Below are 19,584 nucleotides of genomic sequence, written 5' to 3' on the forward strand. Positions count from 1 at the left end.
GATCCATCCTTGCGATATGTCTATGCTTAAGAGTGTACATACCAAATCATTATTCTTCAATTATCTGAATAAAATTTGACCTTTTTTATTATTCCAATAATATAAATATAAATTATGGAACAATTAATCTCAATAAATGGAATTTAAGATGAAGGCGATTGAACGGATTATTGACAAGGCTCACTTAGATCGTAAGCGAGTGGTTTTGAGTGAAGCTGAGGACCCGCGAGTACTAGCAGCCGCAAGAATGGCGATAGACAAACAGCTCGCTCACATCACCCTAGTAGGGGATGAACCAGCGATCATCGCTGCTGCAGAATTACATCACATTGATCTTGTGGGCATTCACATTGTCTCCCCACAAGCGTCATCACTCAAAGAAGTCCTCGCTGAGCGGTTGTATACATTAAGAAAAGCGAAAGGTATGACTTACGATGATGCGCTAGAGCTGGTTCTAGACCCACTCGTTTTTGCCAATTTGATGGTCAGAGAGGGGCTGGTGGATGGCACAGTTAATGGTGCGGTTTATACCACGTCTGATGTGGTGCGAGCTGCGCTTCAGATTATCGGCCCCGCGCCAGACAGTGAATTGGTGTCCAGTTTCTTTCTGATGATGTTGTGTGAGCCTTTCCATAATCTTAAAGGCGGCATGATTTTCAGTGACTGTGGGTTGGTGATTAACCCCAATGAAACCGAGCTAGCATCGATTGCCGTGGCCGCATCAAACAGCGCTCAAACGCTACTGATGGAAGAACCTAAAGTGGCAATGCTGTCGTTTTCGACCAACGGCAGTGCCAAGCACGAATCGGTCGATAAGGTTCGTAATGCGGCTCAACTCGTGAAACAACGTTGTCCCGGAATCGCCGTCGATCAGGATGTTCAACTCGATGCCGCGATTGTGACTGAGATTGCCGCGAAGAAGCTGCCAGATTCAGAGGTGAAAGGTCAATCGAACGTGTTGATATTCCCCAATTTAGAAGCCGGTAATATTGGTTATAAGCTTGCGGAAAGATTAGGCGGGGCAGTTGCAATTGGTCCACTATTACAAGGGTTGAATCAACCTGCGAATGACTTATCAAGAGGGTGTAACGCACAAGACATCTTTAATGTGATCGCGGTGACCGCGGTACAAGCGCAGCAAGGAAAAACAGCAAATTCAAAGACTGACGTGGCGGCTGATTCTGAAAAAAGAGATGAATCGACATTTGATTTTAGATACTAAAATCTAGCTCCTGAAGCTGATACTCACATTTAAATCAACCCCCAAAAACAACCTAACTAGGACTGCTGATGGAGTTACCTGTTTTACTCGCTATTCTTGCCACCATCGCGGTGGGTACCTATTTTCAAACTGTCACCGGATTTGGCCTCGGTATCATCGTGATTGGTTTAACGGTTAGCCTTAATCTGGTTTCCTTACCCGTTATAGCTGCTGTGGTCAGTATTGTGACTTTGTTCAATTGCTTGGTTGCATTGATGGGTAAGCCACTGCTTGGGGAACTCAAGATTCTGGTGGTGTTGGTCATCGGTATTATTCCCGGCGTATCGATGGGCGTGTACTTGCTGGACGCGTTGAGCGAGTCGGCAACCCAAATCCTACGAGGGCTATTGGGTGCCATGGTGTTGTTCGCTGGTTTGAGCTTTATGTTTAAACCTAAAACTAGAACGGTCCGTTCGACAACCGTATCTTTCCTTGTCTCAGGATTTAGCTCTGGGTTAGCGGGGGGATTATTTGGGATGGCAGGTCCACCGATTGTTTATCATCTCTATCGGCAACCTTTTTCGCTCGATCTGGTGCGAAGCACACTGCTGATGGTTTTCGCTTGTACGTCGATGTCCCGTACGGTCAATGTCTATGCGGCGGGCGACATGGAACAGAGCATATTGTGGTTATCCGCTATTGCTGTTCCTCTGGTGGCGCTTGTCACAATGTTTGCTCGGCGTTTCCCATCGCCGTTGTCTAATGATCAACTCAGAAAGCTGGTGTTTACGGTGTTAATGCTGATAGGCGGATATTTGATGGCGGTCTCTGTATGGTCGTTGTTTTTGGCTTAGAACGTTTTCTTTATCAAAATTATCTTTGAAGGAGGAGGGCTTGATTCTCGTTTAATGCTTGATGACACCCTCCTCACTGACACGTCAGCGCTTTAGCATCTCAAAGATGTTCCTAGATAACCCGAACAAGCAGCTCTCTTGTACGTCCAAGGTAATGTTGTTGCGGTAATATGGGCTCAAATCTACTCCTATCCCCACGCCATGAATCTCAATTCCGTTTTTGGTCGACTCACGTTCAATGACTTGTTTTAGGTGGTTATCCAAATAGAACTGATCGTTGGCGGTGCTGGTGGCGGTATCCATTGGGCAGCCGTCTGAGAACACGATCAAAACCTTTCGTTGAGCATTGTGCTGTTGCAACCGCTGGCTAGCGAACTGGACCGCTTCGCCATCAATCCCCTCTTTAAAGATGTCTGCTTTACGAAGACTCGCAATGCCAAGGCGAGATCGTCTCCAATGCGTATCAAAATCCTTAAACACGATGTGCCGAACTTCGTTCAAGCGGCCTGGGTGCTTTGGTTGGCCTTGTTTAAGCCACTGTCGATAGACCTTGCCACCATTCCAGTTGTTGGTAGTGAAGCCAATGATCTCAAATGGGATATCAGCCAATCCTACAGATTTGAGAATGGTGTCCATCAACAAACTTAGCTTGTGACTGTGCTTTTGCATTGAACCTGAACAATCCATCAAAAACGTGATAGCACATTGATGAGATGCACCGATGTCAGGTTGATAAAAGACAGTGCGATCCAATGGCGACGTGATGAGCTTGGTTATGGTGGTGGCGTTAACAATGCCTTCTTCTAAATGGTCCTGACGTCGGTTCCTTTGTGGCGTGGCAACAAAACTAGTGAGCATAGCGGCCAAACGGCGAGTGTTTACTTGTCTCGCCATGATGTCATCGGTGAGTTTCTGTCTCAGTTCGAGTAATAGGGCGCGCCTGACGAGTTTGTCTGCGGCGATGACTTGATCAAATTCTGAATTAAAGACCTGATAATTCGCGCCCGAAAGCTCGAACACCTTACTACTGCCTGTGATGTCAGTATCGACGTCTTGATCTTGAATGTCGCCATCAACGATAAGGGCAAGTTGCGCAAGGATCTTGATGTCTTCTTCAACGGTTGGCGTGGGCGAGTTATCGCTCTCTTGCTCTTGGTTGATGAGCTCTTGTGCAAGGGCTGCCAACTCGTTGGCGCAGTGTGCAAACAGTTGTTGGTCGGTTCTATGTTGCTTTAAACGTTTTAGGCTGTGCCCAAAAGTAGGCACGATGCCGGCGCGAGTCGATTCAATGGTTTCAGCGATAGGCTCAGAAACGGGAACACCAGTTAAACGGGTGTGGATGACTTGCATCAGAGTAAACAGCAACATGCCTATTCGTGATTCGGTAAAGCCATTTTGATGATATTGGTCGCTCCAATACGCAAAGTTGAATTGGATATTGGTGGTCACGCCTTTTAGATAAGGCGGGACTTGAGATTCAATTCGGACCTGTTCGCAGAAGTCGTAAAGCAGACGTTCTATTTCGTTTTGAGGGCGTAGTGAATAGTGGAGGTCAGCGTCTGAAAGCAATAATCGCAGTGCCGATGAATCGATCTTGCCCTGCATCGATAGCTTGCTGTTTTTTAGCTCGTGGCGAGACACAAAGGTGAGATCGTTAGTATGTGCGGACTGATAATAACAGGGCCTATTACCTTTATAGAGACGTTCTCCTCGATAGTTCAGATTGAGTTCGCCACTGATTGCTCTGGCGACAGACACACCAATATCGAGGATCTTTTTCTGCTGAGAAGAAACATTGGCCATGGTTTACGATTCCGAGTGCGAATAGTTTTGAGTATGCGTTTCCAAGGCTTCACCAAAGCAACGGAAATAGTATTCGCTAACCAGTTCTTTCTCTTCGTCTTCACAGCGATTCAAGAATGACAACCTAAATGCCGTCGCTACATCGTCGAATATTTGGATGTTTTCAGCCCAAGTGAGCACTGTTCGCGGAGACATCACAGTCGAAAGGTCGCCAGCCCGAAACCCGTTACGCGTTAATCCTGCGGTTGCGATCATTTTCTCGACCAGTTGTCGGCCACTTTCATTATTCAGCTCTGGAAGCTTAGATAACACGATTTTGGTTTCATGTTGTGGGTCTAAATAGTTGAGCGTAGCGATGATGTTCCATCTATCTAACTGACTGTGGTTAAGCACTTGAGTGCCAGAATACAAACCTGAGAAGTTACCCAAGCCAAGCGTGTTGCAGGTTGCAAACAAGCGGAAAGAAGGGTGAGGCGTGATCACTCGGTTTTGTTCTAAAGAGGTGTATTTGCCGTCTTGTTCTAATAGCTGTTGAATCACAAACATCACGTCAGGACGACCAGCGTCGTACTCATCTAACACCAGTGCGATGGGTTGTTGAATGCTTTGCGGAAGAATGCCTTCTTTAAACTCAGTCACCTGCATTCCGTCTTTAATGACGATGCTGTCTTTACCTATGAAATCCAATCGACTTAAGTGTCCGTCTAGGTTGATCCTCAAACACGGCCAATTCAATCTCGCGGCAATTTGCTCAATGTGAGACGACTTGCCCGTTCCGTGCGTGCCTTGTATCAATGTGCGACGATTGGAGGTGAACCCCGCCAATATAGCCAGTGTCACTTCAGGATCAAAACAGTAATTTGGGTCGACTTTCGGCACATATTCACCCGCATGTTCAAATGCCATCACCGTTAGGTTGCTGTCGATGCCAAAGCGTTCTCTCACGCTTACTGGCTGGGTTGGTACCAATTCCGCCTCTTTCATCATATTTCCCTCTATATAGCTCATCACTTGTCGCTGCTATCGCGATATGTCATCGATTATTAACAGCTCCAGTTAAGTTAACGGCACTTTTTGTACGAAAAACTACCAATAATGTGATCCAGTTTTATTAATTAGAATGAATTGTTCCAATTTAGCATAAAAAGTTGACGCGCAAAAATTCTACTACTAAGGTGAAAATGAATTCGAAAAAGAGACAATTCATTCCGAAAAATGAAATTTTGGTTAACTCAAGGAGAATGGAAGAATGAGCAAGCAAGAAAAACGTACGGTTGTTTCCGGCACAGTAACAATGACACCATCAGAAGCGTTCGTTGAAACTATGGTTGCTAATGATGTTACCGATATGTTCGGCATCATGGGGTCGGCATTTATGGACGCAATGGATATCTTTGCTCCTGCTGGCATTCGATTGGTCCCAGTAGTACACGAGCAAGGCGCTGCCCACATGGCAGATGGTTACTCTCGTGTATCAGGTCGCCACGGTGTAGTCATCGGGCAAAATGGCCCGGGTATCAGTAACTGTGTAACAGCAATTGCAGCTGCGTTCTGGGCACATAGCCCGGTCGTAATTGTGACGCCAGAGACAGGCACTAAAACAATGGGCTTAGGTGGTTTCCAAGAATGTAACCAGCTTCCAATGTTCCAAGAGTTTACTAAGTATCAAGGACACGTAACGCACCCAGATCGTATGGCGGAATACACAGGTCGATGCTTTGACCGCGCAATGAGCGAAATGGGTCCGACTCAGCTGAATATTCCACGTGACTATTTCTATGGCGAAACTCAAACTGAGATCCCTAAACCCGCGCGTTTAGACCGTGGCCCGGGCGGCGAGAAGTCTCTGAATGAAGCGGCAGACCTGATTGCTGAAGCGAAATTCCCAGTCATAATTTCTGGTGGCGGCGTGGTAATGGCAGATGCAGTTCAAGAGTGTGCAGCGTTGGCGGAAAGACTGGGGGCACCCGTTGTGAACAGCTACCTGCACAATGACTCGTTCCCTGCTAGTCACCCATTATGGTGTGGTCCTTTAGGCTACCAAGGTTCGAAAGCAGCTGCGGTTGCTCTATCTGAAAGATTGGAAGGCCGTGCATTGTTGTGTGATGACAATAAAGGCGCTCGTCAAGACACGGTCGCAACAGAGAAAGCACTTTGGGAAAAAGAGCTTGATGAGTGGACACACGAACGTGACTCGTTCAGCTTGGATATGATTGAAGAAAACTCACACGAGACTCCGTTCTCTGGTGGTGAATACCTTCACCCGCGCCAAGTATTGCGTGAGCTAGAAAAAGCGATGCCAGAAGACGTAATGGTCTCAACCGATATCGGTAACATCAACTCGGTGGCAAACAGCTACTTACGCTTTGAAAAACCACGTAGTTTCTTTGCGGCAATGAGTTTTGGTAACTGTGGTTACGCGTTCCCGACCATCATTGGCGCGAAAGCAGCAGCACCTCATCGCCCAGCTATCTCTTATGCAGGCGACGGTGCGTGGGGCATGAGCCTGATGGAAACCATGACATGTGTTCGTCATAACATTCCAGTGACAGCCGTGGTATTCCACAACCGTCAATGGGGTGCAGAGAAGAAGAACCAAGTCGACTTCTACAACCGACGCTTTGTTGCCGGTGAGCTAGATAACCAAAGCTTTGCTGAAATCGCACGAGCAATGGGCGCTGAAGGTATCACGGTTGATAAGCTAGAAGATGTAGGTCCAACCTTGCAAAAAGCCATCGACATGCAGATGAACGAAGGCAAAACAACCATCATTGAAATCATGTGTACTCAGGAGTTGGGCGACCCGTTCCGCCGAGATGCGCTATCAACACCGGTTCGTTTCCTAGATAAATACAAAGATTACGTATAAGTCATAGGAAGTTTGTCCGGCCACAGAAATCTCGAGAGTGTTAGAGAAAGTGCTATCGAGAACGTGGTCGGGCAATACCAACGGGTATTGGCAAAGGACTTAGGTGAAGAACGTAAACGCTTAGTTCAATAATTTCCAGTTAAACATTAGAACACTAATTAAATGTTCATTAGGAAAATAAGTGGTTATAGCTATATGAACTTTGTTACTCGTTATTATTAATCGACCATTAACTCATAGCTACTTAGTGAATGCTTCTAATACTGATACTTGTTTATGAAGATATATACTTATTATAATTTTAGAAGAAAATAAAATAACGACACTCGTTGACTATTGGTCAATCGTTATTATTGGTTGATTTTTATCATCGATTGATAGGGTTGTTGATATTTGGATTTTACCGGATTTAAATTAAGTGAATCGTAGTATGCATGTTGTGAAAAATAAACATTATATAAGCTCACTCGAAGAGCTGTATAAAATAATCGATTCACTTATTACAGAGTGTAGTGGGCATCGTGGTTTGATTTATAACGTGTGTGATTATGAAAACAGTAATCTAATGCCAAGTTTAGGCCGTTCCAATCGTAAGAACATACGCCGTGTCGAACAAGAGTTGCTTTCAACAGTGAGAGTTTACGGTGGTCACTCGCTGAGTTCTAACGACATAAATGACTGGTTATTGATGTGTTTAGCCAAAAAGCAGGGCTTTCCCACCCGTTTACTGGAATGGACCGATAACCTGTTAAATGCGCTTTGGTCGGTGTGTCACAGCCAAAGTAAAGACTGCATAAACATAATTAAAGCTATTGATTATCAGCGGGTTAGTGTTTTTAGCTCGCCGTGTAATATCAACAAAACTCAGATATTTAATGTGGCGGGTTGCGATCAGCAAGAGCCGCGCAAGGACAAGTGGTATTCCATTCACCCATTTAAGGAAGGTGGCAATGATGCCATTCAGCCTCTGTACGATGAGAAAGAATATTCAAACGGTCTAGTGTCCGTTCATATTCTTCCATCAGTAAAAGTAAACCTGATAAAGGAGTTAATATCCATGAACGTTTTAAATGAACCGACTGATTATATCGAAGAGAAGCTAACCGATATAAAAAATGAAGCCCATATAGATAACAATCAAGTTATTAATAAAGGTGAGGTTAATATTGAATTACAAGTGAATACTCATGATCGCCAGCTTGAGCAGTATGGCCGAAAGTATCATCAAGACTTTGATTTCGACTAAAGGCTAACATGTTCTAATTTAATTATACCTCTTATATCGTGAGTAAAAAGTTGAGTAAATAAAATTAGAACACTAATTAATTTATAAAAAGATGAAATCTGTGAGCTTAGAGATTGTTTATAACCTAACTCGAAGTTAGAGTGATGAATCTTGTTATCAAATTGTTAAATTTTCACAGATCTAGTTTAAACACTCTAATAAAAAAGTGGCGCAAAGCTACTGAAATTTAAACCAATAACGAAAACATAAAGGATTCTGGAATATGAATATGCAAACCAATGCATCGACATTCGTGCTGGAAAACCAAGTCGACACCGCCTTTTTACAGTCATTCAGTGATGCGTGGAATAACCATGATATTGAAGCGCTGATGTCTTTCATGACAGAAGACAGTGTATTCCACACGGTGGCAGGAGAAGGCTTGCTTGGAAACACTATCGAAGGGTACGAAGCGGTTCGAAATAGCTTTGAATTGGTTTGGCAGAACTTTCCAGATGCAGCCTGGAGCGATCCTGTCCACTTTGTGTGTGGAGACCGCGCGGTAAGCGAATCAACGTTCTCTGCGACTAACCCAGATGGCACCGTCATCGAAGCTCGTATGGTTGATGTGTTTACCCTGAAAGATGGAAAAATCAGCGTAAAAATCTAAGCCCTGACGATAAACCGATTCTCACTGAGATGTTAAATCTAGCCAAAGAAAATGGTCGTGGCGTTTACACCTATCGATGGTTAAATCCGCTGTCGAGCAAAGTGGAAACTAAGCACACTTACTATCGAGTTATCGACAATAAGTTGGTTGGGGTGGGTTATTACACAAATTCAAACAACACGTAAACGCGTTTCTACGGAACCCTCAACCCAGTTAAATAAAGGGCTGGGGGCTCGAAATGCCGGTTTGTGTAAAAAAGCAATTTAGTAAAATTCACACTGTGTAATTTTTGTTGTGAAATTGTTTCAAAAATAACAGTAGTATGAAAAACATGGAAACCACACAGTAAAGAACAATTTTGAAAAGGGTCTATTGGGATGTTTGACCTAAATGAAATTTAAAGCCGTACGAGGGATAGACTATGAATATGCTGACACTAGACAAAACAGAACTTCACAGAAACCATTCAACATTTATTGCTGAAGCTGTCTTTGCCGTCGAAATGGTGAAAGCAGACAAGCAACTCGAAAAACAAAAAATGGCGAAACAGTTGCTTGATACTCTATTTCCTCTAGAGACGGGTTCACATGAAGATGTAGTGAGTTACGAGATCGATTACCGACACGTTCAGGTTTACTTCAAGAATGGCGAACATACTGGACTGAAACGCGCTAAACACTTTGTGGCTTACACAGGTGATAAATCTAAGCCTTCAGCAATCCTATTCCGTGATGAAAGCGGTACGCACGTTGAAGTGACAATCGGTGCTCGTAAAGGCACTGGCCGCCTGGAGTTGGTTGATATTCAAGATATCCAATTAGAGACGTGCACCACGTTTGGTCAAACTGAGGCGAGCCGTTCTTCTGGCATCCGTCACTGGGTGAGCTTAGTAAAAGGCGATGAAAGTGGCCGCCCGAATGCATCAAGTGAAGACAAAGAGTTCACGGCGAAAAATGGTGAAGACTATAACCTAGGTTTTTGCTTCGCAATCTAACGAACTGTCTTTGAAATGTGCAGTGCTGATCTGTGAGACGCAGCACTGACATTTGAGCACTGATTTCTCTTTTACCTTTGGTAACTTTCCCCGCCCCTATAGCGGGGCTTTTTTATTAGAGCTATAAGTAAATTGGGTGATTATTAAAATTATCTGCAAAAAGTTTGGATGTGATTTTACGGTGCGTCATTTTAATTTAAATTGTTGTATTTGAAGGTTTTTATTTTTTTATTTTATTCTATTTTTATTGGGTTAACTATCACTATCAACGGTGGTTTGGGTGACTATTGAGCTAAAACTCAGTCAAAATGCTTTGAGCTGTGCTATAATGTGCGCCTTGGGATTGAGCCAGTAAGTCCATTTGTCACTAACTATTGTGATTTTTATTGCCTTTTATTTAGGCGGTTCGGCGAGCCAATCAAGTAGTAATTGGATACGGAGAGCGTCCTTATATTCGTTGATTCGGATATGCGAACATCATAATTTATGAGTTTTAAATCAAAAAAATACAGTATTGATTCTACTGACTATCAAGTTGGTCAAGATAACGTCAGTAAATGGGGCATGGATGTCCATAACACAGTCTTCGTAGCCTCAGTAGGCTTATCTCTTCTCTTCATCATCACTCTTCTTGCTCTTCCTCCTGCAGATGCTAAAGCTGCAATTGATTCTATTAAGGGTGCTGTTCTATCAAAGTTTGACTTCCTGTTTATGTGGGGAGCTAACATCATGCTAGCGTTTGCTGTTGTTCTTGCTTTTTCACCGTTGGGTAAAATCCGTTTAGGTGGTGAAGACGCGACGGCGGACTATTCAATGTCATCTTGGATTGCGATGTTATTCGCAGCAGGTATGGGTATTGGACTTATCTTCTGGGGTGTTGCAGAGCCAACTGCATTCTTCACGAACTGGTTCGGAACGCCATTAGACGCAGAACCTTTCACAGCCGCTGGTCGTGAATTAGCACTGGGCGCAACCGTATTCCACTGGGGTTTTCATGCATGGGCTATCTATGGCATGACGGCGCTTTGTCTGGCGTACTTTGTTTATAACAAAGGCTTACCGCTATCAATGCGTTCTGTGTTTTACCCAATTCTGGGTGAGCGTGTGTGGGGCAAAACTGGTGATGTAATCGATGTACTAACCGTACTGGTTACTCTGTTTGGCCTTGCGACTTCATTGGGCTTAGGTGGTACACAAGCAGCAAGTGGTATTAGCCACGTGTTCGGCTTGGAAAACAACATCTTCCTTCAGCAATCTATCATCGTTCTGATCATGGGCTTGGCGATCATCTCTGTACTACGTGGTATGGACGGTGGTGTTAAGTTCCTAAGTAACCTGAACATGGTTATTGCATTCATATTCCTTGGTCTTATCGCTGTATTGAATTTCACAACTGTGCTTGATTCAATGGCAACGGCGGCAACGGGCTATGTGAAAAATATCGTAGCTTTGAGCCAAAGTGCGGGTCGTGAAGACACAACATGGCTGCATGGTTGGACTGTGTTCTACTGGGCATGGTGGGTTGCGTATGCACCATTCTTCGGTATGTTCGTAGCGCGTATTTCTAAGGGCCGTACGGTTCGTGAGTTCCTACTTTGCGTACTGATTATCCCAACATTGGTAACGTCGGCTTGGATGTCGATCTTCGGTGGCGTAGCTATCGAGCAAGTAATTAACCATGTGGGACAACTTGGCCTCGACCAAGGCATTACAGACGTATCTCTAAGCTTGTTCTACATGCTAGATGCTTACTCGTTCGGTAGCATTCTGTCAGTTCTCGCAGTCGCACTGATCATTGTGTTCTTCGTTACAACGTTGGACTCAGGCTCTATCGTTATCGATGGCATGACAGCGGGTGGTAAACTAGAAGTGCCAGTGAAACAGAAAGTGGTTTGGGCGGTTATCTCAGGCGCTATCGCAATGGTAATGCTGTGGATTGGTGGTACTCAATCAATCCAAGCTCTGCAATCTATTACGATTATTGCAGCACTGCCGTTTACGATCATTCTTTTGATTGGTTGTGTGAGCTTGTTGAAAGGCCTACTGACAGAAGTCGGTAAAGGGCAAGAAACGGTTACTCCGGCCACTAAGTAAGTACCTCTAGATAGGAACTTACTCTAATCAGCAGATTCAAAGCTCCCTTGCACCGCGTGCAAGGGAGCTTTTTTATGCCGTAGAAGACATCAGCGAAAGAGAAACAAAAAAGAGCCACAAGTGAGTAGTCATTTGTGGCTCTTTTAGTTCTTGGCTCTTAGTTATTAGTCTAGGTGCCTGGTTCTAGCTATGAGCGGGTTTACGCTTACACGTTCAATTCGTGCTGAATAACGTAATCCAAAGCACCAACAACAGCAGCAACTTGAGCATCATTACACTCTTCGTCTGTTACTTTGTCACTGTCTGGGTAAACCTCTGTGGTTGTACCGTACTTACAGTCAGTCACGCCGCCACATAAGCCAAGCTTCTTCATTGGGTAGTTGATCACGCCGTGTTGAGTGACGTCTGAACCAATGATCTTGCCTTCGTCATCCGCAGGCGCAATGTGGGTTACTTTTTCAACTGAAGCGATGACAGCAGCTTGGAATTCAGGTTGTGGGTTTTCAGTATCGCCAACAGTGTAGAAACCGTCTGGGATCATACCTTCGATGTACTCAATGCCATCACGAGCTGCGAGTGCAGGTCGGAATTCAGTTTCATCAGAGTCAGTCGTCTCATGCAGGTCAACGTGAACCAATACTTCTGGCAGAGACGCTACTAGAGCTCGTAGGTTTGCTGATTCTTCTGCTGGCGTACCGTCGTAGAAAGAGCGGTTTGGATCAACAGCATTTGGATTCCAGCGGTTGATCACTTCGTAGCCCCAAGGGCTCACACAAGGTGCGACAACAATGTTGAAGTGCGCCGTGTATTTTTCTGCTTGAGTCGCAGCGAATTTGATCGCGCCATGCACGCCACTGGTTTCGTAACCGTGAACACCACCTGTTACCAGAATCGTCGGCTTTGACTCGTCCCAGTTTTTGCTCTTGATAGCGAAGAGTGGGAAGCGAGCTTCGTCGTAGCTCAGTGCGCCGTATTGTTCGATGTCAAAGCGGTCTGCAAGTGCTTTAATCTTTGGTACAACTTCTTGCTGGTATTCACGCTTAACCGTTCGTTGAGCTAACCATGCTTCACGTTCTGCTTGTTGCCATTTTTGCCCTGGCTTACCAATCGGGTAGGTAGATTCACTTTTCATCAATACTTTTTCTTTTATGTTCGTGAAAGATTAAGACAGATTATTCCTGTCTAACAGAGACAGCAATAGAAAACACAACTTGTGACTTTATTTTTTACAGACTCATAACTTTGATGAGTGAATTGATGGTGTTACATTTTATTGATGGTTCAATTCTTTATAAAGAGACAACAAAATGGCTGGAGCAAGTTTACTAACACTGTTAGATGACATTGCAACCGTGTTGGATGATGTCGCATTGATGTCTAAGGTAGCCGCTAAAAAAACCGCAGGCGTATTAGGTGACGATTTAGCCCTTAACGCCCAGCAGGTATCCGGTGTTTCTGCTGAAAGAGAAATCCCAGTGGTATGGGCGGTCGCAAAAGGCTCATTTAAAAACAAGCTGATTTTGGTTCCGGCAGCACTATTGATCAGTGCATTCATTCCTTGGTTGATCATGCCACTACTGGTGATTGGTGGTCTGTTTCTTTGTTTTGAAGGGGCAGAGAAAATCTTAGAAAAGCTTTTTCCTCATGCTCATCAACACGAAGAGAAAGATGAGGAAAGCAGCTCGGGTGAATCTGTTGAAGAGTATGAGAAGAGAAAGGTAGCAGGCGCGATTCGGACTGACTTTATCTTATCTGCGGAAATCATTGTAATTGCGCTGGGTACCGTAACGGGTACAAGTATCGTGACTCAGATTCTTGTGGTGAGTTTGATAGCGGTTGTGATGACGATTGGTGTTTATGGCTTAGTGGCAGGGATCGTTAAGCTGGATGATTTAGGTTTCTATCTCCAACGCACATCAAATGGGAGTGCCATTAAAACCCGATTGGGTAATGGGTTAGTCGCATTTGCACCAAAGCTAATGAAGATGCTTGCGGTTGTCGGCACGGCTGCGATGTTCTTGGTTGGCGGCGGTATTGTGGTACACAACGTTCCAGCAATTCATCACTTAATTGAACCGATTATTATGGACTTCAGTGGACATACGATTGCGACTGCGGTGGTACCAACGCTATTAAATGGTGTGATTGGGGTTTTATCTGGATTGATTGTCGTTGCTATTTGGACTGCTATCGGAAAAATTCGCGGTAAGTAATCGTTAAATTACTGCTGGGAATAAGACAGTCTTTCATCGAAACAAAAAAGGGTCACCATAATTACTATGGTGACCCTTTTCGCTAAATGGAGGGTGTTTATTTAACAGCCCAAGTGCTTATTTTACAGACCAAGCAATCGCCTCGCCGCCACGGATGGGCACAACAATGTCTGAACCGAAAGGCATTGTCTCAGATACATTCCACTCTTCTTTTACTAGAGTGATGGTGTCTGTGTTACGTGGGATACCGTAGAAGTCAGGGCCATTGTGGCTCGCGAAACCTTCTAGGTTCTCAAGCTTACCTTCTAGCTCGAATACTTCTGTGTACAGCTCTACTGCAGCGTGCGCAGTGTAAGAACCCGCACAACCACATGCTGATTCTTTAGCGCCTTTGGCGTGTGGTGCTGAGTCTGTACCCAAGAAGAACTTCTTGCTGCCGCTTGTTGCCGCTTCGATAAGCGCTAATTGGTGCGTGTTGCGCTTTAGGATAGGTAGGCAGTAGAAATGTGGCTTAATGCCGCCAACCAACATGTGGTTGCGGTTATAAAGCAAGTGGTGAGCAGTAATGGTTGCCGCTACGTTCTCGTTAGCGTTCTTAACGAAAGTCGCAGCATCTGCCGTCGTGATGTGCTCTAGAACGATCTTCAGGTTAGGGAAGTCGTTAACAATCGGTGCTAGAACTGTGTCTAGGAACTCTTTTTCACGGTCAAAGATATCAACATCGTGAGCCGTTACTTCACCGTGTACCAGCAGCAACATACCCACTTCTTGCATTGCTTCGAGTACGTGGTAAATCTTTTGAGCTGAAGTTACACCTGAATCAGAGTTAGTCGTCGCGCCAGCAGGGTATAGCTTCGCTGCTACAACAGCGCCAGATTCTTTCGCTTTACGAATTTCATCAGGTGTTGTGTTGTCTGTCAGGTAAAGTGCCATTAGAGGCTGGAATTGTTCACTTGGCTGCTCTGCCATGATGCGTTCACGGTAAGCAAGAGCCATTTCGGTATCGGTTACCGGTGGGATGGTATTTGGCATGATTAACGCTCGACCATTGTAACGGCTGATATCGCGAACTGTATCTTTTAATACTTCGCCATCGCGTAGATGAACGTGCCAGTCGTCAGGACGAGTAATCGTAAGTTGTGTCATTGAAGGCTCCCACCATTTGAAGTGTTATGTAGTTGGAGCCTAAACTCAGCGAAATCTGTGAAAGCAATCGCTTACGTTTAGGCGACAGGATGATAGTGGAAAAGTACTTTCATTTCATCCTATTTTTAACTCTTCATGGCTAGGAGCTTGTTTTTATGGATATTTTATTCGGTATCTATTTGTTAATAAGGGTTAGCGGGTGGCTACCCACAGACCATGGATCATTCCTGGAACCCAGAAGAAGAAAGTAAGAATGATATTAATCACCAAATCTTTCCCGGCGCCACGAGCGAAGAACACGCCAACAGGCGGAAGCAGTACACATAAGATGATAATGACGAGTTTGTTCATGATAAATCCTTTTTATTCAATGAAAGTTCAATGCGGTAAACGTGTTCATATTATAGAACGTCTCGAGAGTGTTACTGCATTGCTGCCTTAATGTATCAAGATAGAAAGCTAAACATCTCAAGATACTAGCCTAGTATCAAGTGTTTAATGCCTGCCAGTTTATCTATTTATAACCATTTGTTAGCATTGGGACAAACAACAAAACATTGGAATCGTTATGTCGCAGTCACCTATAGATCGAAAGGCTTCAGAGCAAGCTCCTTCCTTATCTCAAATCAACGTGTTTCCGGTTAAATCAGTAGGTGGGATTGCACTCTCTTCTGCTTGGGTCGAAAAACAGGGCCTTACCTTCGACAGACGTTTTATGTTGGCCTTGGCTGACGGCTCAATGGTGACGGCGCGTAAGTACCCTAAAATGGTCAAGGTGTCTTCTAGCTTGCAGCCAGACGGCTTGATTTTTACTTATGAAGGTAAAGAGCCGCTGCGTCTGAAATATGCAAACTTCAAGATGCAAGAAGCGCCTGCAACGGTGTGGAAAGATAGCTTCACTGCGTATACCACCAACGACGAGGCGGATGATTGGTTCAGCGATGTGCTTGGTGTTCGCGTAGAACTTCTGTTCTGTGGTGAGCAATCTAATCGTGTTCGAGAAAAGCTTGGTCAGAATGTCAGTTTCGCCGATGGTTACCCGATGTTAATCATCAGCCAAGCTTCGCTTGATGAGTTGAATCGCCGTAGTCCTGAAACGCATTCCATGGATCAGTTCCGCACCAATTTTGTCGTCTCAAACACTGAAGCGTTTGCTGAAGATGGTTGGAAGCGCATTCGAATTGGTGAGGTTGAATTCGAAGCGGTGAAGCCTTGTGAGCGCTGTATCCTAACGACAGTCGATGTTGAGAGCGGCGAATTCAGAGCAACAAAAGAGCCACTCAATACCTTTTCTACGTTCAGAGCCAATGAACGTGGTGGCGTTTTCTTTGGTCAGAACCTTGTGGCGAAAAATGAAGGTCTGGTGAAAGCGGGTGACGTTGTTGAGGTACTTGAAACCAAAGAGAAAGAACATTACGAAGACTCTTGGGTCGAGTCACTGCACTTAACTTGCGTCGAGCGTGAAGAGATCGCTCGCGACTTCACAACCTTTTGGCTAGAGCCAGCGAAAGAGAACAATTTATTACCAAGCTATCAGCCGGGGCAGCATCTACCGATTGAAATGGTGATTAATGGCGAGAAAGTGTTTCGTCGTTACACGTTATCTTCTAGCCCTTCACGCGCAGGTCGTTTGGCGATTTCCGTGAAGCGAGTGGACGATGGTCAAATCTCAAACTGGCTCAATGATCACTTCCAAGTCGGTGACACGCTAGTTGCTCAGAATCCAGATGGCGCATTCTACTTAGAAGATAACCCAACACATCCATTACTGCTGTTATCAGCGGGAAGCGGCATCACCCCTATGTTGTCGATGCTTCGTTACTTAGCCGACCATGGTCAGATTGATGATGTGGTGTTCTATCACCAATGCAGCAGTGAAGAAGATATCCCTTATCAAGCTGAGATTGATAAGATCGCTCGCGAACATGCTGGTCTAAGTGTGATTTATTCACTAAGCCAACCAACGAAAGAGTGGGATGGTTTGTCAGGTCGTTTGAGTGTGTCTCATGTCGCCAAAATTGAGGACCTTCATAAGCGCCAAGCATTCGTGTGTGGCCCTGACGGCTTTATGGATAATGCCAAGAAATTGCTGATTCAAATGGGGCTGAATCCTCAGCATTATCATCAAGAAGCGTTTGGTGTTGCTCAATCAACGGAAGAAGCGGTGAAGCAACTGCAGTTGAACGTTAACGGCTACCTGTTCGAAGGCAACAACCAATCAACACTACTAGAGCAAGCTGAGTCGGCAGGTGTGTCTATCGCATCAAGCTGTCGCGCGGGTTTCTGTGGTGCTTGTAAAGTGACCCTTGAGTCTGGGCAAGTTCATCAACCTGATGTACCGGCGTTGCAAGATCATGAACGCAACATGGGGCAAATACTGGCGTGTTGCAGTGTGCCTCAAACTGATATCGAAGTTGTAGACTAACTCGGTAGGTCGGAAGGCCAGAAAGAAAAGCACATTGAATAGAAAAGGCCGGAAGTTCACTGAAATGAACTTCCGGCCTTTTTGATTCTAAGATTAATTCAAACAATTAATCGTAGATCGTTGGGATCGGTTGACGCTTGTGCTGTGTTGCTTTGTAGATGCCTACTAAGCGGTCTGACACGTCTTGAGGGACTTCTTTACCTTCAAGGAAATCATCGATTTGGTCGTAAGAAAGGTTCAATGCTGCTTCGTCGGCTTTCTGTGGATCAAGCTCTTCTAGGTCGGCAGTAGGCACTTTCTTAACCAATAGCTCTGGCGCACCTAGCGTTGCTGCAAGTTCACGAACTTGACGCTTGTTCAGGCCAAACAAAGGCGCTAAATCACATGCGCCGTCACCGTGCTTGGTGTAGAAGCCAGTGATATTTTCAGCTGAGTGGTCAGTACCGATGACAAGACCGCCAACGTAACCTGCAATTTCGTATTGTGCGATCATGCGAGCTCGAGCTTTCACATTGCCTTTCACAAAGTCGATTTTTGCTGAATCTGTTGGTAGTAGGCCTGTGCCCTCTAGAGCAATGTGAGATGCAGCGTGAAGCCCATCAACACCCGCTTTAATGTTTACAGAAACAGATTGAGAAGGCTGAATGAAAGACAGCGCAAGTTGCGCTTCGTCTTCATCTTTTTGTTCACCGTAAGGCAGGCGAACCGCGATGAATTGGTAGTCGTTGCTACCAGCGTTTTCATTTAGGCTATCAACGGCCATTTGTGCTAAACGGCCACAAGTTGTCGAATCCACACCGCCACTGATACCAAGGATCAGAGACTTGCAGCCTGACTGCTGAAGTTTCGTTTTAATAAAGTCCACACGACGAGTCACTTCGAAGTGAGGGTCAATTGAAGGTAGTACGCGCATTTCGTCACGAATTAACTGTTCCATTCGTATTCCTTTCCTGCAAGCAAATTAAAAATCTAGTGTTATCATACCTAAATCATCCGATTTAAAAACCTCTTTGCACAAGCTTAGAAAGAGAAGGCAGTAATAAACAATGGAAAAAATAGCCATTTTCGGTAGTGCGTTTAATCCACCGAGCTTAGGGCACAAAAGTGTGATTGATTCGTTGGCTCACTTTGACAAAATTCTACTCGTTCCAAGTATTGCCCATGCTTGGGGAAAAGAGATGCTAGACTTTGATATGAGATGTCAGTTAGTTAACGCATTTATTAGCGATCTTTCACTGGATCAAGTGGAGCTTTCTTTGATCGAAAAGAGCCTATTTACCCCAGGTGAAAGCGTCACGACTTATGCAGTGCTCAGTGAACTTCAAAAGTTACATCGTGACGCTGAACTGACGTTTGTTATTGGCCCAGATAACTTCTTTAAGTTCTCATCTTTCTATAAATCAGATGAGATTACCGAGCAGTGGTCTGTAATGGCTTGCCCTGAAAAAGTGAAAATTCGCAGCACAGACATACGTAATGCACTGATAAGTGGAAGCGATGTTGCAAAACTGAGTACAAAGTCAGTTACAAAGATGTTGCAAGATAGTGGACTGTATCAGATAATGTAAGTTCACTAATCAAGAGGTCAGAGGACTATGCTAAAGAGCGCGATATCAGCGACGTTGATCATGGCAGCATGTAGTATGCCTGCGTATGCTGAGTGTGATTTTTTTAGCTTAGATTCAATCATGCTGACTTCTGATGAAGATGACAATTGTCTAGATTTCTCGACCAGCATTGAGTCTTTTGGCCAACGTATGATGGAAATCAGTGGGCTGAGCGATGATGAACCTGAAAGCACACCGGACTATTGGTCTGATTGGGTACTTCAAAGTAAAGACTCGCCATTGCTGACACAAAGCATTGAGTCAAACTATGTTGGCTTGGGTATGTGGTTTCCAGAAGACCTTGAAGACGAGCAGTATGATATGTCTACAGAGGAGTGGTTGATGAATCATGGTCTTCAACTCAGCATCGGTTTTGGCGAGAAAGTCGAAGGGCAGCCGCGTATGCGCTTTGATTATCGTTGGCACGACTCACGTGACGCCGACCTAATGATGCAGGTTGAGTTGCCATTTTAGACAGGCAGA

17 protein-coding genes and 1 pseudogene are annotated in these 19,584 nt (G+C 44.8%); 12 read left to right on the forward strand and 6 right to left on the reverse strand.

Features of this window, described 5'->3' with window-relative positions:
* The first annotated feature begins 148 nt into the window (after positions 1–148).
* Complete coding sequence (gene pta, locus AB4263_RS15705; RefSeq protein WP_017081886.1) at positions 149–1,222, forward strand: phosphate acetyltransferase; 1,074 nt, start codon at positions 149–151, stop codon at positions 1,220–1,222.
* Positions 1,223–1,290: 68 nt separating this feature from the next.
* The gene (locus AB4263_RS15710) at positions 1,291–2,055 is read left to right on the forward strand and encodes a TSUP family transporter (protein WP_372098499.1); all 765 of its coding nucleotides are present in this window, start codon (positions 1,291–1,293) and stop codon (positions 2,053–2,055) included.
* A gap of 84 nt (positions 2,056–2,139) precedes the next feature.
* Here AB4263_RS15710 and AB4263_RS15715 read toward each other — a convergent pair whose 3' ends face one another.
* Both AB4263_RS15715 and AB4263_RS15720 read right to left on the reverse strand, forming a co-directional pair.
* Complete coding sequence (locus tag AB4263_RS15715; RefSeq protein ID WP_372098500.1) at positions 2,140–3,858, reverse strand: cobaltochelatase CobT-related protein; 1,719 nt, start codon at positions 3,856–3,858, stop codon at positions 2,140–2,142.
* Positions 3,859–3,861: 3 nt separating this feature from the next.
* Positions 3,862–4,845, reverse strand: coding sequence for a MoxR family ATPase (locus AB4263_RS15720; RefSeq protein WP_198594102.1), 984 nt, complete (start codon positions 4,843–4,845; stop codon positions 3,862–3,864).
* Between the two features lie 262 nt (positions 4,846–5,107).
* Here AB4263_RS15720 and AB4263_RS15725 point away from each other — a divergent pair, with 262 nt between their 5' ends.
* From AB4263_RS15725 to AB4263_RS15750, 6 genes and pseudogenes are all read left to right on the forward strand, one after another.
* Positions 5,108–6,727: a sulfoacetaldehyde acetyltransferase gene (locus AB4263_RS15725; RefSeq protein WP_372098501.1), complete on the forward strand. Its 1,620-nt coding sequence runs from the start codon at positions 5,108–5,110 to the stop codon at positions 6,725–6,727.
* A 430-nt stretch (positions 6,728–7,157) separates the two neighbouring features.
* Positions 7,158–7,973 carry an FRG domain-containing protein gene (locus tag AB4263_RS15730; RefSeq protein WP_372098502.1) on the forward strand — a complete coding sequence of 272 codons (816 nt, stop codon included), beginning with the start codon at positions 7,158–7,160 and terminating at the stop codon, positions 7,971–7,973.
* Positions 7,974–8,235: 262 nt separating this feature from the next.
* Positions 8,236–8,622, forward strand: coding sequence for a nuclear transport factor 2 family protein (locus AB4263_RS15735; RefSeq protein WP_372098503.1), 387 nt, complete (start codon positions 8,236–8,238; stop codon positions 8,620–8,622).
* A pseudogene (locus tag AB4263_RS15740) lies at positions 8,616–8,807 on the forward strand (hypothetical protein); the annotation flags it as partial. The gene AB4263_RS15735 and the pseudogene AB4263_RS15740, both read left to right, overlap by 7 nt.
* Positions 8,808–9,043: 236 nt before the next feature.
* Positions 9,044–9,616, forward strand: coding sequence for a malate synthase (locus tag AB4263_RS15745; protein WP_017064292.1), 573 nt, complete (start codon positions 9,044–9,046; stop codon positions 9,614–9,616).
* 486 nt (positions 9,617–10,102) lie between these two features.
* Positions 10,103–11,710, forward strand: a complete 1,608-nt coding sequence (locus AB4263_RS15750) for a BCCT family transporter (RefSeq protein ID WP_017059966.1) — start codon at positions 10,103–10,105, stop codon at positions 11,708–11,710.
* A 205-nt stretch (positions 11,711–11,915) separates the two neighbouring features.
* Here the strand turns inward: AB4263_RS15750 and AB4263_RS15755 are convergent, their stop codons facing one another.
* On the reverse strand, positions 11,916–12,842 hold the full coding sequence (locus AB4263_RS15755; protein ID WP_372098504.1) for a M14 family metallocarboxypeptidase: 927 nt from the start codon (positions 12,840–12,842) through the stop codon (positions 11,916–11,918).
* Between the two features lie 175 nt (positions 12,843–13,017).
* Here AB4263_RS15755 and AB4263_RS15760 point away from each other — a divergent pair, with 175 nt between their 5' ends.
* Positions 13,018–13,923, forward strand: a complete 906-nt coding sequence (locus AB4263_RS15760; protein WP_017064295.1) for a DUF808 domain-containing protein — start codon at positions 13,018–13,020, stop codon at positions 13,921–13,923.
* Positions 13,924–14,040: 117 nt separating this feature from the next.
* Here AB4263_RS15760 and pyrC read toward each other — a convergent pair whose 3' ends face one another.
* Both pyrC and AB4263_RS15770 read right to left on the reverse strand, forming a co-directional pair.
* Positions 14,041–15,069 (reverse strand): dihydroorotase, encoded by a 1,029-nt coding sequence (pyrC, locus tag AB4263_RS15765; protein ID WP_372098505.1) that lies wholly within the window; start codon positions 15,067–15,069, stop codon positions 14,041–14,043.
* Positions 15,070–15,261: 192 nt separating this feature from the next.
* Positions 15,262–15,420 carry a YqaE/Pmp3 family membrane protein gene (locus AB4263_RS15770; RefSeq protein WP_017059962.1) on the reverse strand — a complete coding sequence of 53 codons (159 nt, stop codon included), beginning with the start codon at positions 15,418–15,420 and terminating at the stop codon, positions 15,262–15,264.
* A gap of 217 nt (positions 15,421–15,637) precedes the next feature.
* Between AB4263_RS15770 and AB4263_RS15775 the strand changes: the two genes are divergently transcribed.
* The gene (locus tag AB4263_RS15775; protein ID WP_372098506.1) at positions 15,638–17,494 is read left to right on the forward strand and encodes an MOSC N-terminal beta barrel domain-containing protein; all 1,857 of its coding nucleotides are present in this window, start codon (positions 15,638–15,640) and stop codon (positions 17,492–17,494) included.
* 106 nt (positions 17,495–17,600) lie between these two features.
* On the opposite strand, the gene nadE is transcribed toward AB4263_RS15775, so the two are convergent.
* Complete coding sequence (nadE, locus tag AB4263_RS15780; protein ID WP_102393916.1) at positions 17,601–18,431, reverse strand: ammonia-dependent NAD(+) synthetase; 831 nt, start codon at positions 18,429–18,431, stop codon at positions 17,601–17,603.
* A gap of 109 nt (positions 18,432–18,540) precedes the next feature.
* On the opposite strand from nadE, the gene AB4263_RS15785 reads away from it, so the two are divergent.
* Both AB4263_RS15785 and AB4263_RS15790 read left to right on the forward strand, forming a co-directional pair.
* Positions 18,541–19,062, forward strand: a complete 522-nt coding sequence (locus AB4263_RS15785) for a nicotinate-nicotinamide nucleotide adenylyltransferase (protein WP_017067959.1) — start codon at positions 18,541–18,543, stop codon at positions 19,060–19,062.
* A 27-nt stretch (positions 19,063–19,089) separates the two neighbouring features.
* Positions 19,090–19,575 (forward strand): hypothetical protein, encoded by a 486-nt coding sequence (locus AB4263_RS15790; protein ID WP_137001460.1) that lies wholly within the window; start codon positions 19,090–19,092, stop codon positions 19,573–19,575.
* Positions 19,576–19,584: the final 9 nt, after the last annotated feature.

The sequence above is a fragment of the Vibrio sp. 10N.261.55.C5 genome (assembly GCF_041470505.1).
Classification (GTDB): domain Bacteria; phylum Pseudomonadota; class Gammaproteobacteria; order Enterobacterales; family Vibrionaceae; genus Vibrio; species Vibrio crassostreae_C.

What these genes read in the sequence shown, in the direction of transcription:
- AB4263_RS15730 (WP_372098502.1), top strand. Translation starts at nt 7,158, where the DNA reads ATGCATGTTGTGAAAAATAAACATTATATAAGCTCACTCGAAGAGCTG.
- AB4263_RS15745 (WP_017064292.1), top strand. Translation starts at nt 9,044, where the DNA reads ATGAATATGCTGACACTAGACAAAACAGAACTTCACAGAAACCATTCA.
- AB4263_RS15760 (WP_017064295.1), top strand. Translation starts at nt 13,018, where the DNA reads ATGGCTGGAGCAAGTTTACTAACACTGTTAGATGACATTGCAACCGTG.
- nadE (WP_102393916.1), bottom strand. Translation starts at nt 18,431, where the DNA reads ATGGAACAGTTAATTCGTGACGAAATGCGCGTACTACCTTCAATTGAC.
- AB4263_RS15770 (WP_017059962.1), bottom strand. Translation starts at nt 15,420, where the DNA reads ATGAACAAACTCGTCATTATCATCTTATGTGTACTGCTTCCGCCTGTT.
- AB4263_RS15775 (WP_372098506.1), top strand. Translation starts at nt 15,638, where the DNA reads ATGTCGCAGTCACCTATAGATCGAAAGGCTTCAGAGCAAGCTCCTTCC.
- AB4263_RS15735 (WP_372098503.1), top strand. Translation starts at nt 8,236, where the DNA reads ATGAATATGCAAACCAATGCATCGACATTCGTGCTGGAAAACCAAGTC.
- AB4263_RS15725 (WP_372098501.1), top strand. Translation starts at nt 5,108, where the DNA reads ATGAGCAAGCAAGAAAAACGTACGGTTGTTTCCGGCACAGTAACAATG.
- AB4263_RS15710 (WP_372098499.1), top strand. Translation starts at nt 1,291, where the DNA reads ATGGAGTTACCTGTTTTACTCGCTATTCTTGCCACCATCGCGGTGGGT.
- AB4263_RS15755 (WP_372098504.1), bottom strand. Translation starts at nt 12,842, where the DNA reads ATGAAAAGTGAATCTACCTACCCGATTGGTAAGCCAGGGCAAAAATGG.
- AB4263_RS15720 (WP_198594102.1), bottom strand. Translation starts at nt 4,845, where the DNA reads ATGATGAAAGAGGCGGAATTGGTACCAACCCAGCCAGTAAGCGTGAGA.
- AB4263_RS15715 (WP_372098500.1), bottom strand. Translation starts at nt 3,858, where the DNA reads ATGGCCAATGTTTCTTCTCAGCAGAAAAAGATCCTCGATATTGGTGTG.
- pyrC (WP_372098505.1), bottom strand. Translation starts at nt 15,069, where the DNA reads ATGACACAACTTACGATTACTCGTCCTGACGACTGGCACGTTCATCTA.
- pta (WP_017081886.1), top strand. Translation starts at nt 149, where the DNA reads ATGAAGGCGATTGAACGGATTATTGACAAGGCTCACTTAGATCGTAAG.
- AB4263_RS15790 (WP_137001460.1), top strand. Translation starts at nt 19,090, where the DNA reads ATGCTAAAGAGCGCGATATCAGCGACGTTGATCATGGCAGCATGTAGT.
- AB4263_RS15750 (WP_017059966.1), top strand. Translation starts at nt 10,103, where the DNA reads ATGAGTTTTAAATCAAAAAAATACAGTATTGATTCTACTGACTATCAA.
- AB4263_RS15785 (WP_017067959.1), top strand. Translation starts at nt 18,541, where the DNA reads ATGGAAAAAATAGCCATTTTCGGTAGTGCGTTTAATCCACCGAGCTTA.